Consider the following 18244-nt stretch of genomic DNA (forward strand, 5'->3'; position numbering starts at 1 on the left):
TCAATTTTTTTGTTCCACGTGGAACAAAAAAAATTAAAAATTATCCATGTGTTTCACGTGGAACAATAGATATGTTTCAAGAAAAATATGATGTAATTGTTGTTGGTGCAGGTCACGCTGGATGTGAAGCTGCTGCTGCTGCCGCAAACATGGGATGTTCAACTTTGTTGGTCACGATGAATCTTCAAAACATTGCACAAATGTCTTGTAATCCTGCTATGGGTGGAATTGCAAAAGGACAGATTGTTCGTGAAATTGATGCATTGGGTGGTTATTCGGGAATCGTTTCTGATTTGACTGCAATTCAGTTTAAGATGTTGAATCTTTCAAAAGGTCCCGCGATGTGGTCGCCAAGATGTCAATCTGATCGAATGCGTTTTGCTGAAGAATGGAGAATGATGTTAGAAGGAACTCCGAATTTGGATTTTTATCAAGAAATGGTTTCTGGAATTTTATCAGAAGGCAACGAAATTATTGGTATCAAAACATCTCTTGGTTTAGAAATTAAAGCAAAAACTGTTGTTTTAACCAATGGTACTTTTTTAAACGGATTAATTCATATTGGTGATAAACAATTTGGAGGTGGTCGTGCTGGAGAAAGTGCTTCTTTCGGAATAACAGAAGATTTGATAAAAATGGGATTTGAATCAGGAAGAATGAAAACAGGAACTCCTCCTCGTGTTGATGGACGTTCTTTAGATTATTCTAAAATGATCGAACAACCAGGTGATGTTAATCCGTCTAAATTTTCATATTCGGATATTACTAAACCTTTAACTGAACAGCGTTCTTGTTATATGACTTACACTTCTGAAACGGTTCATGATTTATTACGTCAAGGTTTTGATAGAAGTCCGATGTTTAACGGTAGAATTAAATCAATCGGCCCAAGATATTGTCCCTCTATAGAAGATAAAATTAATCGTTTTGCTGATAAAGATCGTCACCAGTTATTTGTCGAGCCAGAAGGATGGCATACTTGTGAAGTGTATGTTAATGGATTTTCAACTTCGCTTCCAGAAGAAGTACAGTTCAAAGCATTACGTTCTGTAGAAGGTTTTGAAAAAGTTAAATTTTTCCGTCCGGGTTATGCAATTGAATACGACTACTTTCCTCCTACCCAATTGAAACATACTTTAGAAACAAAATTAATCAACGGTTTGTATTTTGCAGGACAAATTAATGGAACTACTGGTTATGAAGAAGCAGCTTCTCAAGGTTTGATGGCTGGAATTAATGCCGCTTTAAAAGTTCAAGAAAAAGAGCCTTTAATTTTAAAACGTGATGAAGCTTACATTGGTGTTTTGATTGACGATTTAATTACTAAAGGAACAGAAGAACCTTATCGCATGTTTACTTCTCGTGCAGAATACAGAACTTTATTGAGACAAGATAATGCGGATTTACGTTTAACTCCTAAAGGTTTTGAAATTGGTTTAGCTAAAGTTGATCGTTTAAAACGTATGGAATATAAATTAGACGCTTCAGAAAAGTTTGTAACATTCTTTAAAGAAACAAGTGTGAAAGCTGCAATTGCTAATCCTATTTTAGAAGCAAAAGGTTCCAGTTTGATGACGCAAGGTGATAAAATGTTTAAAGTGTTCTCTCGTCCGCAAATAGATTTAGAAGATATTTTAAAATTTGAAGCGGTTACCGATTATATTTCTGAACACAATTTAGATCAAGAAGTTATTGAACAAGCAGAAATTCAAGTAAAATATGCTGGTTATATTGAAAAAGAAAAAGTGCATGCAGATAAAGTGAATCGCTTAGAAGATGTTCGTATTCCAGATAATTATGATTTTGAAAAGATTAAAGCCATTTCTATTGAAGCACGTCAGAAACTTTCAAAAATTAGACCAACCTCTATAGCACAAGCTTCAAGAATTAGTGGTGTTTCTCCAAGTGATATTTCTGTATTGTTAATTCATATGGGACGTTAATAGTTTACAGTCTCAGTCTGAGTTTACAGTTTCAGTTTTTGTTTATGCATTATTCTTGATAAATAAATACTGAAACTGAAAACTGCGACTGAAAACTGCGACTAAAATCTGCAACTGAAAACCGCGACTGAAAACTGTGACTGAATACTAAAAGAAAAGTTCCACGTGAAACAACGTTGTGAAAGCCTATAAATAAAGACCAAAACATAAAATGAATTTTTTAGAAGAAAACCAATTTATAATAGTTAAAGATCATTCGGTTTCAAAAGAAACCTTTTCTTTGTTACATAACAAAGAATATGATTTACTAAAAACAACACCTACTCCATCTTTAGCTGTTTTACCAAAGTATTACGAAAGTGAAGATTATATTTCTCATACAGATGGAAAACGCACACTATTTGAAAAAATTTATCATTTAGTAAAAAGAAATGCGATTAAAGGAAAAGTCGCTTTAATTACATCAGAACAAAATCAAAAAGGAAAACTTTTAGATATCGGTTCCGGAACTGGAGATTTTTTAGTTGAAGCCAAAAATCAAGGTTGGGATATATTAGGTTTCGAACCAGATGCTGGAGCTAAAAAACTAGCAGTAAATAAAGGCGTGATTTTTACCGAAGATATTTTTAATTTACCAGACAACTCCTTTGATGTTGTTACGATGTGGCATGTTTTAGAACATGTTCCTAATTTACAAGAATACATTAGCAATTTAAAAAGAATTGTAAAACCTAGCGGAACTTTAATAATTGCGGTTCCCAATTACAAATCGTACGATGCTAAATATTATAAACGTTATTGGGCCGCTTATGATGTACCTCGACATTTATGGCATTTTTCTAAAACAAGTATCAAAAGATTATTTTCTGATGTAGATATGGAATTGAAAAAAGTAAAACCCATGTGGTTCGATAGTTTTTATGTGTCACTTTTATCTGAAAAATATAAAAATGGTAAAATGAGTTTTGTAAAAGGTTTTAGTATCGGATTACTTTCAAATGTGTCAGGTATCTTCAAAAAAGAGTTTTCTTCACACATTTATATCATAAAAAACAGCTAAAAAGCAAAATAAAGCGATTTTAAAGCTGATTTTACATAAAAACATCAAAATATATTACCAAAAAAAGATGTTTTATAATAGTGTTGTTTAAATAAGTGACTTTTAATAGTAAATATTTATCGTTATTTTAAATAAACATAAAGTTTTGTTATAGTTGGTTTTTTGAGTATTTCTACATTTTAAACGCACAGAAATGCTATAAAATAAAAAATCGATTCTCTTATAAGTTAAATGATGCCAATAAGTATAAAAGCTATTTTTACTACAAGCATTTTTTAATTAGTTTTAGGTTGAGAACATGAGTTTCAGTTTTAATTAAATTATTTTCAAAAAAGAATTAAAATTAAAAAGAAACCTATTATTTTTACCAAAATTAAAAAATTGATTTCCTGTAAGGATTTCATACCAATAAATGTTAATTAAATAAAAATGAAAAAAGTATTAGTATTAGTTGCCTTAAGTGTAGCTATGATTTCTTGCCAAGAAACGGCAACTGCAAAAAAAGAAGACTTTAAAACAGGTTATATTGACTCTGGTGTTTTGTTAAAAGACTATGAAAAATTTAAAGACGAAAACGAAAAATTTAAAGTAAAAGCTGAAGAAATTGGTCGCCCAATTGAAGCTAAAATGAGACAATTGCAAGCAGAAAAAGACGCTTTCCAAAGAAACGCACAAGCTAACGGACAGGCTTGGGCACAACAAAAATATGCCGAGTTACAACAAAGATCTCAAATACTAGCTCAAGAAAAAAATGAAGCTTATGGTAAAATCGATCAAGAAGCTGCAAAATTACAAGATACATTAGTTAAACAAGTTAAACAGTACATTAAAAATTATGGTAAAAAAGAGAAATTTGACTATATTTTTACTACTTCTGATGATATGCCGACTGTAATTTATGCTAAAGATTCTTATGATTTAACTAAAGCGGTTTTAACTCAGTTAAATGATGAATATAAAAAGACTAAAGAAAAGAAATAACATCTAAGTCCTGAGTAATCAGGGCTTTTTTTATATTTTATTATTTTGAATTTGTTTCAGAATCTATTTTAAATTAATTTTGTTTGACAACGAAGCAAACAAGATTTTTTAACTAAAAATCTTTTACTAAAATTATACGCCACGTGGAACACTTATCTAAAGCCGCTCAATACACCCTTCAATTTATCAACCAAACGAACAAATCTGTTTTTTTAACAGGTAAAGCTGGTACAGGAAAAACCACGCTTCTTAAAGAAATCATAGCTACATCACACAAAAACACGGTTGTTGTTGCTCCTACTGGAATAGCTGCATTGAATGCTGGCGGAGTAACCATTCATTCCATGTTTCAACTGCCTTTTTCTGCTTTTATTCCTGATTATAAAGTAGTTACTTCGAGTCAACATAAATTCGAAACCAAAAGTACGATCTCTAAACATTTCCGAATGAATGGCACTAAAAAACAAGTGCTTTTAAATTTAGAATTGCTTATTATCGATGAAGTCTCCATGCTTCGTCCAGATGTTTTGGATGCCATTGATTTTATGCTTCAAAAAGTAAGAAGAGTGGATGCGCCTTTTGGTGGTATTCAAGTGCTTTTTATAGGAGATTTACTACAATTACCACCCGTTATCAAACAAGAAGATTGGTTCGAATTGAAGAAGTATTACCAAGGAATGTTCTTTTTTCATTCGCAAGTAATCCAGCAAAATCCGCCGATGTATATCGAATTAGATAAAATTTATCGTCAAGATGATGAAACGTTTATCTCAATTTTAAATAATCTTCGAAACAATAAAATTACAACAGAAAATATAGCCGTCTTAAATCAGTACGTAAAACCCGATTTTAATATCAAAAACCATAACGGTTGTATTATTGTGACTACTCATAACGCTAAGGCCGATGAAATTAACAAAGAAGCTTTAGCCGAATTGAAAACAAAAACTTTTTCTTATTTTCCAGAATTGGTTGAAGATTTTCCAGAAAAAATATATCCGATTGAACCTAAAATGGATTTAAAAGTCGGCGCGCAAGTGATGTTTATTAAAAACGACACGTCTTTTGAAAAAAATTATTTCAATGGAAAAATCGGAACCATTACTTCTTTGGCTGAGAAAGAAATTTTAGTTCATTTTCCTGACGAAAACAAAACGGTTGAAGTAGATTTATACACTTGGGAAAACATAAAATATACGGTAAATCCTGATACCAAAGAGATTGAAGAAACCGTTGTGGGAACTTTTAGCCATTATCCGTTGAAATTAGCTTGGGCCATTACGGTGCATAAAAGTCAAGGTTTAACTTTCGACAACGCTGCGTTAGATGTTTCGCGTGTTTTTGCGCCCGGACAAGCTTATGTAGCTTTATCCCGACTTCGTTCGTTAAAAGGCTTAATTTTGCTTTCTCCGATACAATTAAACGGTATTTCTTCAGATTCGGAAGTGCTGAATTATGCGAATAACAAAGCTGATGAAACGATTTTAGAACAATCCTTAGCGCTTGAAACCAAACATTTTTTACGTTTAGAATTGTGTAAAAGTTTCGATTTCAGACAATTGGCTCAAGAATGGCGCAATCATTTGTTTTCGTATAACGATGAAGTTTCGAATTCTACAAAATCTAAATACCGAACTTGGGCACAACAAAATGAAAGTATTGTTGCTGCTTTATTCGAAACGTCTCAGAAATTTATCAATCAAATTCAGAAAATTTGTTACCAAGAAACGATTGATATTCCTTTTTTAGCAGAACGATGTGAAGCCGCATATCACTACTATTTCAAAACGTTAGATTATCAGGTTACGGATTTACTTTTAAAAATCGCAGAAGTGAGTAACTTGAAGAAAGTCAAAACCTTCCACGACGAACTTTTAGAGTTAGAAGAAATTCAAGTCAAAACCGTTTTGCAATTGAAAAAATCAATGTTGTTGATTAAGAATTTAGTCAACGGAATTGAATTCAATAAAAAAACCATGTCTTCCGATGATATGAAGTTTTATAAAATCAATAAAATTGGCTCATTATCCGAAAAATTCAAGCAAATAGATGGTTTCATAGAAAAAGATCATTCGGAAACCTTCAGTAAGAAAACCAAATCGAAAAAATCCAAATCGACAGAACCAAAAAAATCCACAATCGAAATCACATTAGAGCTTTGGAAAGAAAACTTATCAATAGAAGAAATCGCAGCCAAACGAAAATTAACGGTAGCCTCTATTTACAACCATTTTACTAAACTCATACAAATGGAAGTGTTAACCATTTCTGATATTATGTCGGATGAAAAAATTGCCGCGTTACATGAAGTTTTTAAGGATTATAACGGTGAAGGTTTAGGTCTTTTGAAAGAAAAACACGGCGATACTTTCTCTTGGGAAGAATTGCGATTGTTTAAAGTGGGATTGGAGAATTAAGCGAAATCATTTTACGTCAAGTATGTCACACTGAAAGGTCATGATTAATTTTGTGTCAGATGCTTTCAGCAAGACAAACGGTGCGTGTAAATTTCATTCAAAACCTATAGTGTTGATCTACTTCGTAAATCCCAAATAATCTACAACCAATACACACCAATAAGAGCTGGAATTAGATAAATCACAATTGTTCTTGCGCCATCATAATCTTTGGCTACGCGTTGTCCGAATAGTAATAATAACAAAGTTACACATGAAACCATACATGCATAATCGCCCATAATAGTGGCGCCACTCATAATGTTTTCTACCATTCCAACTATTGCTAATACACCGGCTACGATTTCTAAAGCCAAAACAGTTAATAAAGCGGCTGGAACTTGGTTTTTTAAGAAAGTTTGAGCAAAATGTTCTTTTAACCAACTCACATTTCCGTTCCAATCTGCTATTTTATCGTATCCCGATTGTAAAAATGTAATGGCTAAAAAAGCTAGTAAAATTAGAGCAAATGCATTCATGTTTTTTATTTTTAAGTTAGTGTTTTTTAATATTTACCGCAGATTCGCAGATTTTTTTAAATTTTATTTTTAATAATCTGCGAATCTGTGGTTATTTTTTTAGAATAAGCTTCGAAATTAAATTTCTTTTTTATGCAACAATCGCGTCAACTTAATCGATAAATCGGTTAAAATCACGTTGCTGTTTCCGTTTCTTTCTATATGATAAATGGCGTCTTCTAATTCTTTGAAAATATCCATTATATTATTTCCGTGAATAAAAGGCGCAAACTTTTCCAACTTAAAATTTTCGAAATTCGGTTCTAAATATACCAGATCTTTCGTTTGATAATTCAACAACAAAGCTTGACGAAAAAACTGTATACAAAATTGTAAAAAGTTCTTTTGTGTTTCTCTTCCTTCTTTCGCAATGGTGGTGCTCCAAGCAATTAAATCGGAAATCACACTTGCATTTCCTTTGGCTTTAAATGCCGCTCGAACCCAATTGATAAACCACTCTTCAAAAATGCTATCATCGTCATCTTTGTGTAATAAATGCAACGCTTTATTATAATTACCTTCACTTTGATGTGCAATTTTTTTAGCTACATTCGCCTCTACTTGATGGGCAGAAATTAATTTTTCTGTAATCACTTGTTCGGGCAACGCTAAGAAATCAACTACTTGACAACGGGAAATAATCGTTTGTAATAAATCGTCAATACTTTCAGAAATTAAAATGAAAACGGTTTTTTCTGGCGGTTCTTCCAATAATTTCAGTAATTTGTTGGCTGCGTCAGTTCTCATTTTATCGGCCATCCAAATGATCATCACTTTGTAACCGCCTTCGTAGGCTTTTAAAGATAAATTTTTATTAATCGCCGCCGATTCTTTAACGCTTATAATCCCTTGTTTTTTCGGAATTTCTAGTTTTTTGTACCAATCAAATAAACTGGCATATGGATTTTCCTTTAAAAAACTTCTCCATTGATCTAAGAAATTTGAACTCACCACACTGTCGCCTTTTACATCATCCGTTGAAGTAACAGGATACACAAAATGCATATCGGGATGCGAATAATTTTCAAATTTTAAATTACAAGCCGCATTTCCAGTATTGTTTTCCCCATTTGTATTGCTACATAAAATATATTGCGCATAAGCAATAGCCATGGGCAACGTTCCAGAACCTTCCGGACCAATAAACAATTGGGCATGTGGAATTCTTCCTGCGTTGGCAGTAGTAATTAAGTAATTTTTAATGTGGTCTTGACCAAGTATGTCTTGAAATAGCATTGAGCAAATATAAGAGATTTTTGTCTTGGTTTAAAATCAAACTTTTATATTTGCAATTCTCTTAATGTAAAAATAACAAACAACATAATCCTATGAAAACTATTTTCGACATCAATTTTAACAACAAAAAAGCTTTAATCCGTGTAGATTTTAATGTGCCTTTAGATGAAAATTTTAAAGTTACAGATGCGAACCGTATTGAAGCCGCAAAACCAACAATTGATAAAATTTTAAATGATGGTGGTTCAGTAATTTTAATGTCGCATTTAGGAAGACCAAAAGGAAAAGAAGACAAATATTCGTTAAGTCATGTCGTTTACAAAATTGAAGAAGTTTTAGGAAAAAAAGTAACATTTGCTTCAGATTGTAGAGGAGAAATTGCCAAAGAAGCAGCTGCCAATTTACAAAATGGTGAAGTTTTATTGTTAGAAAATTTACGTTTTTATGCGGAAGAAGAAGCTGGAGATGTTGGTTTTTCTAAAGAATTAGCAAGTTTGGGTGATGTGTACGTAAATGATGCTTTCGGAACAGCGCATAGAGCTCACGCTTCTACAACAATTATTGCGAACGAATTCCCAAATGACAAATGTTTTGGAGCTTTATTAGCAAAAGAAATTGAAAGTATAAACAAAGTATTGAAAAACTCTGAAAAACCAGTTACAGCCATACTTGGAGGAAGTAAAGTTTCTTCTAAAATTACGATTATCGAAAACATTTTAGATAAAGTAGACCACATGATTATTGGTGGTGGAATGACGTTTACCTTCATCAAAGCGATGGGCGGAAATATCGGAGATTCAATTTGTGAAGACGATAAAATGGAATTGGCTTTAGACATCATGAAACAAGCCACAGCAAAAGGCGTAAAAATTCATTTACCTGTTGATGTACTTGCTGCCGATGCGTTTTCAAATGAGGCGAATACACAAATTGTAAATGTAGCAGAAATTCCGGCTGGATGGCAAGGTTTAGATGCTGGTCCGAAAACTTTAGAAATGCTAAAAGACGTGGTTTTAAACTCAAAAACTATCCTTTGGAATGGTCCGATTGGTGTGTTTGAATTACCAGCTTTTGCTAACGGAACGATTACTTTAGGAGATTTCATTGCAGAATCTACCAAAAACGGATGTTTCTCTTTAGTAGGCGGCGGTGATAGTGTGGCGGCCGTAAAACAATTTGGCTTAGAAGACAAAATGAGCTACGTATCTACAGGCGGTGGCGCGATGTTAGAAATGTTAGAAGGAAAAACATTACCTGGAATTGCGGCAATTTTGAAGTAGAAAATAATTCTATTAATAACATTACCCTCCAAGTGTTCAAAACTCTCTGAGGGTTTTTTAAATATTTCCCAAACCTCTAAATAAACGTTAAATTCCAAATTTAAACGTTAAAAATTGGGTGCTTAACAATAAATAAAATATATTTGCGTTTCTACAAGTAATTGTATATTAATGATTTAGATAAAATGCTCCGGTAGTTGTGGAGAAAAAACATAGAAATAAATGAAGAATTTAATTGTACTTGCTGCGGGTTTTCTGTTTTCGAACGGATTGTTGGCACAAGAAAATATAGAAACAAAACCTGCTTTTTTTGAACCTAAAATTTCTTATTTAGATTCGCTTAAAAAAACATTTAAAAATCACGAAACTAGTGCTTGTATCGACCAAAGATGGATGAAAGAGCTATCTGATGCGAGTTTATCAAACGAAATGTTTTTCGATATTGAAAACCTAAACATTGATGAAAAAGTATCCTACGATTTAGACACCGAATTACTAAAAAAACGTTTACACAATTTAGATGTGCAGTCGCCTTTTGATATCAATTATAATCCAGCGTTAGAAAATGTTATCAAATCGTTCTTAAAAAACAGAGCTAAAAGTTTTGAAAGACAAATGGCTATTGCTGAATATTATTTTCCACTTTTCGAAGAAAAATTATCAAAATACAATTTGCCATTAGAAATTAAATATTTAGCGATTGTAGAATCGGCTTTACAACCAAAAGCAAAATCTAAAGTCGGTGCCGGTGGTTTATGGCAATTTATGCCAGCTACTGGAAAACAATATAAATTAGACATCACAACGTATGTAGATGAACGTCATGATCCAATAAAATCAACCGAAGCAGCTTGTCATTATATGATGAACATGTATGAAATTTTTGGCGATTGGAGTTTGGTTTTAGCATCATACAATTGCGGACCAGGAAATGTTTCGAAAGCGATTAGACGATCTGGCGGAAAAACCGATTATTGGGAAATTAGAAAATATTTACCACAAGAAACAGCCAATTATTTACCAGCATTTTTAGCTACAATGTACATATACGAGTTCAAAAAAGAACACGGTTTAGTGCCTCACAAAGCAGAAATGAAGTATGCGGAAACGGATACTGTAATGGTAAAACATGCTATGACTTTCAAACAGTTATCAGATTTATTAGACATTTCTGAAGAACAATTAGAATATTTGAATCCAATTTACAAATCGAAATACATTCCTTCCATTGGTAACGAACATTTCTACTTGCGTTTACCTAAAAGTAAAATTGGGATTTTTGTTTCCAATGAAGAAAAAATTTATGGCTATTTAGCGTATCTAGAACAAGAGAAAATTAGAAATATGGAATTGGCTCAACTAAGAAAGCGAGACAGTATTGCTAAAAAAGATTCTATTGCTTTAGCCTCTGCTTCTACTGTAAATTTCAAAAATAATGACACTATAGAATTCGAAGAAGTGATAAAAAAACGCACCAAAGAAGTAGTGTCCAAAAATTATCATAAAGTCAAATCTGGTGAATCGTTAGGTGTAATTGCAGAAAAACACAATGTTTCTATTACAGACTTAAGAAAATGGAACAACATCAAAGGAAGTACTATCAATGCGGGACAAAGTTTGGTGATACAGACCACTAAAAAAGTCACGGTTAATGAAGTGGTTAAAAAACCGAAAAAGAAAACGGAACTTATAGCTCCAGAAGTAGAAAATGCGGTTGCTGAAAACACAGAACTTTCCAACACAGAACCAGTTAAAGCTAAAACAGAAAACAAATATGCTTCTGCGAAAAGCAAAATTGACATAAAAGAAGATTATTACATTGTTCAAAAAGGCGATTCTATTTTTTCTATCACTAAAAAGTTTCCCAATTTGACGGCTGACGATTTAAAAAAGAAAAACGATTTAAAATCAGATAACATTCAACCAGGAATGAAATTGAAAATTCAGGGTTAACCTTAAAATAAAAGTTCTTAAAAACCGCAATATTCTCATCGATATTGTGGTTTTTTATTTTAATTTAGCCACATTAAAATCTCCCAATTGAAAAAAATAATTCTTTTCCTTTTCACTTTCAGCTTAGTTTCTTGTTTTAATAACGAACAAGAGAAAAAAGAGGTTATAGCTAAAAACCCCTATTTGAATCAGAATTCCGTAACGGTTTTCATTCCGATTTCCCTTTGGAACGGAAAAGTGGGTGATAAAATTAGAGAAAAATTCGCGGCTCCAGTTGTTGGTTTACACGATTCGGAAGCCGTTTTTACTTTACAACCCATTCATACGAATTATTTTCCTGCAAAGGCAAAAGTTTCAAGAAATATTTTAATTGTTTCTCCGAGTTTTAAATCGCAAACTTCGCATGTAAAAAACAAATATGCGCCCAATCAGCACATTTATTCGCTTCAAGGAAAAAACGAAGCAATTTTATTGGAACAACTGCAATTAGCTTCTAAAGAAATTATGAATACGTTTTATAATTCGGAACTTAATTTCCTTTTAGCCAAGCATAAAGTTAACAAAAAGTTACACCAAAAAATTAAGAAAAAGTTTTTAGTTGATGTTCAAATTCCAGCCGAGTATCATAAAGGCTTAGAAGGAGATAATTTTTTGTGGTTACGAAAAGATGTTGGTTCAGGTAATAATAATTTACTGATTTACACGGCAAGTTTTTCGGCAATATATAACAAGAATGTAGTAGTTACTAATAGTTTGTTTATCAGAAATCAGGTTTCTAAAAAGTATGTTTTAGGGAAAACAAAAGGAAGTTATATGATTACAGAGCAAGCCTATTATCCTAGCTTTCATACTACAGAAATTCAAAATAATTTAGCTTATGAAATGCGAGGAAGTTGGGAATTTCACAAAGATTTTATGACCGGACCCTATATAAATTTTGCCATTAGAGACAACAAACGAAAAAGATTTATTATTATTGATGGTTTTGCATTCAACCCAATTCACAATAAAAAAGACTTATTATTTGAAATGGAAGCGATAATTAAATCTACTAAAATTTTATAAATGATACAATTTAAAATAAAGCCGTTTAACGAGCTTTCTACAACAGAACTATACGAAATACTACAACTGCGTTCAGAAGTCTTTGTAGTGGAGCAAAATTGCGTGTATCAAGACATTGATGGTAAAGATGAAAAAGCTTTTCATGTTTTAGGATATCACGATGGGGTTTTAGCTGCTTATTCTCGACTTTTTAAACCAAAAGAATATTTTAACGACAGTTCTATAGGTCGTGTAATTGTTAAGGCAATACATCGAGATAAAAAATTTGGACACGATTTGATGCATGCTTCTATTCAAGCCATAAAAGACTTGTATGCTGCAACTAACATTACCATTTCTGCACAATTGTATTTGCAAAAATTTTATGAAAGTCATGGTTTTGTTACTGTTGGCGAAAGTTATTTAGAAGACGACATTCCGCATATTGAAATGAGGAAAGTGTAGTTTTGGTTCACAAAAAACCCTATCAAGTTTTGTTTTGATAGGGTTTTTTGTTTTTGAATTATTCTAACATCAAATCTTCGTAACTACTAATTCGACTCTTCGGTCGTATTCTGAGCCTTTACCTAAAGGTTGTGTGTTGCCATAACCTTTGAAGGTTAATCGAGCTTTACTAATGCCGCGTGTTTGTAAATATTTGTACACTCTTTCCGCTCGGTTTTTAGATAGTTCTCTTTTTTTGGTATCTTTATCAATAGCTTCTTTATGAAACGTTGGCGTACAACACACATGGCCTTGAATTTCAACGTTTAGTGTTGGATATCTTTTTAAAAGAATGGTTATTTTTTCTAATTCTTTTTTGGCACTTTCTTTCAGTTTGCTACTTCCGGCATCAAAAAGTAATTTATCTAAGTACACGCGGTCGCCAACTTGAGCGTTTTTTCGAATAGTAGAATAGAGCCCTGGAATATTTAATTCTTCGACAACAAAAGGTTTAAAATTTAAAACGACATCTACTCGACGGTTTTTAGAACGTGCTTCTGGAACATTTTCTTCCAAATCTTCATCGATCATTACTTTTCCTTTTCCTTCAATTTTTACAATAATTTTGTATTTCACGCCTTTTTTCACCAACATATTCTTCACACTATTGGCTCTGTCTTGCGATAATTTATAGTTATAATCGACTTTTCCAACATCATCACAATATCCAAAAATGGAAACACTTTCTAAACGGGTGGTGTCAATTAAACTTAAAAAATGTACAACTGCATCCGATTGTAATTGTTTAATTTCTCTTACATCTGTTTCAAAATAAATAGAATGTACCGTTTGTTCTTGAGAAAAACCAATTCCAGTAGCAAATAAAAGCAAGGCTAATACAAATTTTTTCATAGATGTAGAAATTATTTTTTAGTGGTCAGATATGCAATCGCTTTTTTATTTAGTTGCGTTTGCAAAAGCAAAGTTTTTATGGTTAGCGATGTCATCTTATTTCTTTAAAATTTTGTTGTATTCTGTTGTATTATTTAAAATTTGTTGTGCTTTAATAACATCAGAATATTTGGAAGATACATAGTCGTAAAAAGCAGTTTTATATCCGTATCTTAAAAGTAATTCTTGTAAAAGTAGGCGTTTAATTTCTTCTTTATTCTTATCCAGTTCTTTGTCTTTTGTTTTTTCAATAGCGGCTTCTAATTGCTTTATTTCTACACTTAAGTCGGCATCAATTTTATCTTTTTTCGCGGCTTCTAAAAGGTTTTTTAAAGACTTGTCGATATTAGTGTTGATTTCAACCTTTTCTTTCTTTAAATACGCTTTAAATTCGTTGTATTCGGCATCTGATATGTTAGTGACACTTTTTGCATTCGGATTTCTGTAAAATAGAATAGTAGCAAATTCGAAAACAGCATCAGAATTGGCAATACTTAAACTGATGGCACTTTTTTTCATGTCGGCAATTTCCACATCTGGTAAAACGCCACCACCATCATAAACCGTTCTTCCACCTTTTGTTTTAAAAGCGTTAAATTCTTTTTCCGATGTTTTTATGGCCTTACCATTAGCATCTTTCTTGCTGTAATCTGTAGCTTGAATACATCTTCCTGAAGGCGTGTAATATTTCGAGATTGTGACTTTTACTTGGGTTCCGTAAGTTAAATTAAACGGACGTTGCACCAAACCTTTTCCAAAACTTCTGTTACCCACAATTACCGCTCTATCTAAATCTTGCAATGCACCAGAAACAATTTCAGATGCAGAAGCACTTCTGTCATTTACAATAATGGCTAAAGGAATTTCTGTGTCAACTGGTTCGTTTTTAGTTTTGTAAATATGATTGTGTATTTTGTTTTGCGATTTTGTAGTAGTGATAATTTCATCTTTAGGCACAAATAAATTACAAATATTTACTGCTTCATGTAATAAACCACCTGGGTTGTCTCTTAAATCTAAAATAATTTTTGTAGCGCCTTGTTCTTTAAGCGTTAATAAAGCAGCTTTAGTTTCTGCTGAGGCTTTCTCGTTAAATTTTTGAAGTACGATATAACCCGTTTTATCATTTAATAATTTAAAATAAGGAACGGCTTTTATTTCAACTTCATCTAAAATAATTTGTCCTTTTTTTTCAATTCCTTGACGGAAATAAACAATATCAATTTTAGTGTTTTTTGTACCTTTTAATAATTGCGAAGCGTCATCTTTGAAGTCTTTTAAAACTACATCTCCAATTTGAGTGATGATGTCACCAGCTTTAAAACCAGCCTTATCAGCGGGCATGTTTTGATAGACTTCTTTGATAATGATTTTATCGTCTTTTCTGGTAATCATGGCGCCAATTCCGGTATATTCTCCAGTATTGTTAATTTTAAATTTTAATACATCTTGTTCGTCAAAATATACCGTATACGGATCTAATTCGGTAAGCATGCTTTTTATCGCCACATCCATTAAATTACCCGGATTGGTTTCATCTACGTAATTTTGATTGACAGTTTTGTACACATTGGTAAAGATTTCAATTTGTTTGGCTAATGCGAAAAAATCATTTTGAAAACTTACTGCGAGAAACAAAAATCCACCTAAAAGTGTTGGAATAAGTACCTTTTTTTTATTTAGAAAACCCATGAGTTGTATTTTTTTTACGAATTTAATTAAAATCTTCAAAAACTAATCCAAAGTTGTGATTTACTTCACAGTTTCTACAAATTTTTGGAATAATTGTTTGGTTTTTTCTTCAATTTCTTGATAGGAAAGTTTTTCTTTGGTTTGATAAAAAAACATGATGGCATAATTTTTTTGAAGGTTATCTTTAAGAAGATGCTGATTCAAACGGTAGCATTCTCTTAAAACTCTTTTAAAATAATTTCTGTCAACTGCTTTTTTAAAATATTTTTTCGAAACAGAAACCCCCATTTTTAGTTTTTCAGAATTATTTTCATCTGTATTTTCAACATAAACCAATCGCAGCGGATATTTCGACACAGATTTCCCTTCAGAAAACAAACGGTCAATTGTTTTGTGGCTTTTTAGTTTTTCGTTTTTTGAGTAAGAAAATTGCATGAGGCAAATGTATAAAAAATGAAACGGTATAAAAAAAGAAAACCTGTCATTCTAAATTTAGTTCAGAATTTCAGGTTTTCCGTTATTTTAAGAATTTGAATCGATATCGAAACGTCGAAACAATGTAACAAATTGGTGTTTTGTTTACCAAATTTTCACCCTTTTTTCAGGAGCGATATACATTTTATCACCTACTTTAATACCAAATGCTTTGTAAAAATACTCGATGTTTTGAAGCGGTACATAAGCTCTGTATTGACCTGGAGAGTGTGTATCGGTTTTTACTTGATTTTTAATAGCCTCGTCACGCATTTTACTTCTCCAAATTGTAGCCCAAGAAAGGAAGAAACGTTGTTCTGGCGTGAAACCATCAATTAAACCAGGACTACCTTTTTCTTTTAGGTAAATTTGTAATCCGTCATACGCAGCATTTACTCCACCTAAATCGCCAATATTTTCTCCTAATGTAAATTTTCCATCTACATAAATTCCAGGTAAAGGTTGTAAAGCTGAATATTGATCTGCTAAAGCGGTTCCTAACGAAGTAAATTGTTTTAAATCTTCATCACTCCACCAGTTGATCAAGTTTCCTTCTGCATTATATCTAGATCCAGAGTCGTCGAAACCATGAGAAATTTCATGACCAATTACGCCGCCAATTCCACCATAATTAACGGCTTCATCTGCTCTATAATCATAAAATGGCGGTTGTAAAATCGCAGCAGGAAATACAATTTCATTGTTTGTTGGACTGTAGTACGCATTTACAGTTTGTGGCGACATTCCCCATTCTTCTTTATTTACTGGTTTTCCTAGTTTTGCCACATTTTCTTGGTTGCTCCATTTGCTAATGGCTAAAGCGTTTTCAAATAAAGTTCCGCCTTGTTCAGGACTCTTAATTTGTAAGCCACTGTAATCTTTCCAAGTATCTGGATAACCAATTTTTACGCGGAATTTTTTAAGTTTTACTATGGCATTTGCTCTAGTAGCTGGCGTCATCCAAGGTAAATTATTAATTCTGTTTTCGTAGGCTTTAAAAACATTGGCAATCATAGCTTCTGCTTTTGCTTTTGCTTCTGCAGGAAATTTTTTCTCAACATATAATTTACCTAAAGCTTCTCCTAATACGCCATTAACAGTTGCTAAAGCTCTTTCTGTTGCCGGTCTTTGTTTTAAGGCACCCGATAGTGTTTTGCTGTAAAAATCCCAATCTGTTTTTTCAATTTCAGTTGTTAATTCATCTGCGTAAGAGCGTAAGAGCGTCCAGCTCATATAAGCTTTCCAATCTTCTACTTTATTTTCTTTAAGAATGGCATCTAATTTTGCAATGTATTTTGGTTGAGAAACAATTACGGAATCTAAACTCGTAAAACCTGATTTTTCAAAATAGGTTTTCCAATTGTTTGAAGGCGCCATTTTTTGTAAATCAGCTACCGACATTGGATTATACGTTTTTCTTCTGTCACGTCTTTCTACTCGGTCTAAAGTCGGTTCAGATAAAGAAGTTTCAAATGCTAGAACTCTAGCCGCTTTTTCGGCAGCCGTTTTGGTATCCATTCCTAAATAACCAAACATTTTAGCTATGTGAAGCACATATTTTTCTCTTTTCTCTTTAGTATCTGGTTTATCAGACATGTAGTAATCTTTATCTGGTAAACCTAAACTTCCAGTTCCTACATATACCACATTTTTATTACTATTTTTTGCATCAGCACCCACATAAGCCCCTACAAAACCTAAATTGGCTTCAGCTTTCACTTCTACAAGTAAATTCATTAAATCGGCACTGTTTTTTACGCCGTCAATTTTACTTAATAACGGCATGATAGGTTTTACACCTAATTTATTTCTGGTAACCGTATCTAAGATGCTTTTGTATAAATTTACAGCTTTGGCTTGGTCTGATTTTGGGTCGAGGTTTTTGTTGGCAACTGCTTCGTTTAAAATAGCCATTACGTCGTCGTCAGTGTTTTTTCTTAGTTCGTCAAAACTTCCCCATCGTGATCTATCAGCTGGAATTTCTGTATTGTCTAGCCAAGTTCCGTTAACATATCTAAAGAAATCATCGTTTGGTTTTACAGAAGTATCCATAAATCCGGTATTTATACCATATTTTTTTGTCGTTTCTGTTTGATTTCCTGATAATCCGTCTTTTCCTGGTTGTCCGTCTTTTCCAATTGTAGAAGAGCAACTTTGAAAAATAATGACTAAGGCTAGGCCACTAAGTATTAAATTTTTTTTCATAGTTAGT

14 protein-coding genes are annotated in these 18244 nt (G+C 32.5%); 8 read left to right on the forward strand and 6 right to left on the reverse strand.

Annotation, left to right across the window (positions count from 1 at the left end; genetic code table 11):
* Positions 1–71 precede the first annotated feature (71 nt).
* From mnmG to G4D72_RS11715, 4 genes are all read left to right on the forward strand, one after another.
* Positions 72–1943 (forward strand): tRNA uridine-5-carboxymethylaminomethyl(34) synthesis enzyme MnmG, encoded by a 1872-nt coding sequence (mnmG, locus tag G4D72_RS11700; protein WP_166077895.1) that lies wholly within the window; start codon positions 72–74, stop codon positions 1941–1943.
* Between the two features lie 211 nt (positions 1944–2154).
* Complete coding sequence (locus tag G4D72_RS11705; protein ID WP_166077896.1) at positions 2155–3003, forward strand: class I SAM-dependent methyltransferase; 849 nt, start codon at positions 2155–2157, stop codon at positions 3001–3003.
* Positions 3004–3432: 429 nt separating this feature from the next.
* On the forward strand, positions 3433–3984 hold the full coding sequence (locus G4D72_RS11710) for an OmpH family outer membrane protein (RefSeq protein WP_166077897.1): 552 nt from the start codon (positions 3433–3435) through the stop codon (positions 3982–3984).
* Between the two features lie 143 nt (positions 3985–4127).
* Positions 4128–6401, forward strand: coding sequence for a helix-turn-helix domain-containing protein (locus G4D72_RS11715; RefSeq protein ID WP_166077898.1), 2274 nt, complete (start codon positions 4128–4130; stop codon positions 6399–6401).
* Between the two features lie 140 nt (positions 6402–6541).
* Here G4D72_RS11715 and G4D72_RS11720 read toward each other — a convergent pair whose 3' ends face one another.
* A complete protein-coding gene (locus tag G4D72_RS11720) occupies positions 6542–6919 on the reverse strand; it encodes a DoxX family membrane protein (RefSeq protein WP_166077899.1) in 378 nt (125 codons plus the stop codon).
* A gap of 117 nt (positions 6920–7036) precedes the next feature.
* A complete protein-coding gene (locus G4D72_RS11725; RefSeq protein WP_166077900.1) occupies positions 7037–8194 on the reverse strand; it encodes a DNA polymerase III subunit in 1158 nt (385 codons plus the stop codon).
* Between the two features lie 92 nt (positions 8195–8286).
* On the opposite strand from G4D72_RS11725, the gene G4D72_RS11730 reads away from it, so the two are divergent.
* The 4 genes from G4D72_RS11730 to G4D72_RS11745 all read left to right on the forward strand — a co-directional run bounded on the left by G4D72_RS11730 (position 8287) and on the right by G4D72_RS11745 (position 12936).
* Complete coding sequence (locus tag G4D72_RS11730) at positions 8287–9474, forward strand: phosphoglycerate kinase (RefSeq protein ID WP_166077901.1); 1188 nt, start codon at positions 8287–8289, stop codon at positions 9472–9474.
* Between the two features lie 222 nt (positions 9475–9696).
* Positions 9697–11427 carry a lytic transglycosylase domain-containing protein gene (locus G4D72_RS11735; RefSeq protein ID WP_166077902.1) on the forward strand — a complete coding sequence of 577 codons (1731 nt, stop codon included), beginning with the start codon at positions 9697–9699 and terminating at the stop codon, positions 11425–11427.
* An 87-nt stretch (positions 11428–11514) separates the two neighbouring features.
* Positions 11515–12492: a DUF4837 family protein gene (locus G4D72_RS11740; protein WP_166077903.1), complete on the forward strand. Its 978-nt coding sequence runs from the start codon at positions 11515–11517 to the stop codon at positions 12490–12492.
* Positions 12493–12936: a GNAT family N-acetyltransferase gene (locus G4D72_RS11745; protein ID WP_166077904.1), complete on the forward strand. Its 444-nt coding sequence runs from the start codon at positions 12493–12495 to the stop codon at positions 12934–12936.
* Positions 12937–13005: 69 nt separating this feature from the next.
* Here the strand turns inward: G4D72_RS11745 and G4D72_RS11750 are convergent, their stop codons facing one another.
* From G4D72_RS11750 to G4D72_RS11765, 4 genes are all read right to left on the reverse strand, one after another.
* Positions 13006–13827, reverse strand: coding sequence for an OmpA family protein (locus G4D72_RS11750; RefSeq protein ID WP_166077905.1), 822 nt, complete (start codon positions 13825–13827; stop codon positions 13006–13008).
* A gap of 96 nt (positions 13828–13923) precedes the next feature.
* Positions 13924–15558 carry a S41 family peptidase gene (locus G4D72_RS11755; RefSeq protein ID WP_166077906.1) on the reverse strand — a complete coding sequence of 545 codons (1635 nt, stop codon included), beginning with the start codon at positions 15556–15558 and terminating at the stop codon, positions 13924–13926.
* Between the two features lie 60 nt (positions 15559–15618).
* Positions 15619–15993 (reverse strand): ribonuclease P protein component, encoded by a 375-nt coding sequence (gene rnpA, locus G4D72_RS11760; RefSeq protein ID WP_166077907.1) that lies wholly within the window; start codon positions 15991–15993, stop codon positions 15619–15621.
* A 144-nt stretch (positions 15994–16137) separates the two neighbouring features.
* Positions 16138–18237, reverse strand: coding sequence for a M13 family metallopeptidase (locus tag G4D72_RS11765; protein WP_166077908.1), 2100 nt, complete (start codon positions 18235–18237; stop codon positions 16138–16140).
* Positions 18238–18244 lie beyond the last annotated feature (7 nt).

Source organism: Flavobacterium difficile (genome assembly GCF_011392115.1).
GTDB classification, from domain to species: Bacteria; Bacteroidota; Bacteroidia; order Flavobacteriales; family Flavobacteriaceae; genus Flavobacterium; species Flavobacterium difficile.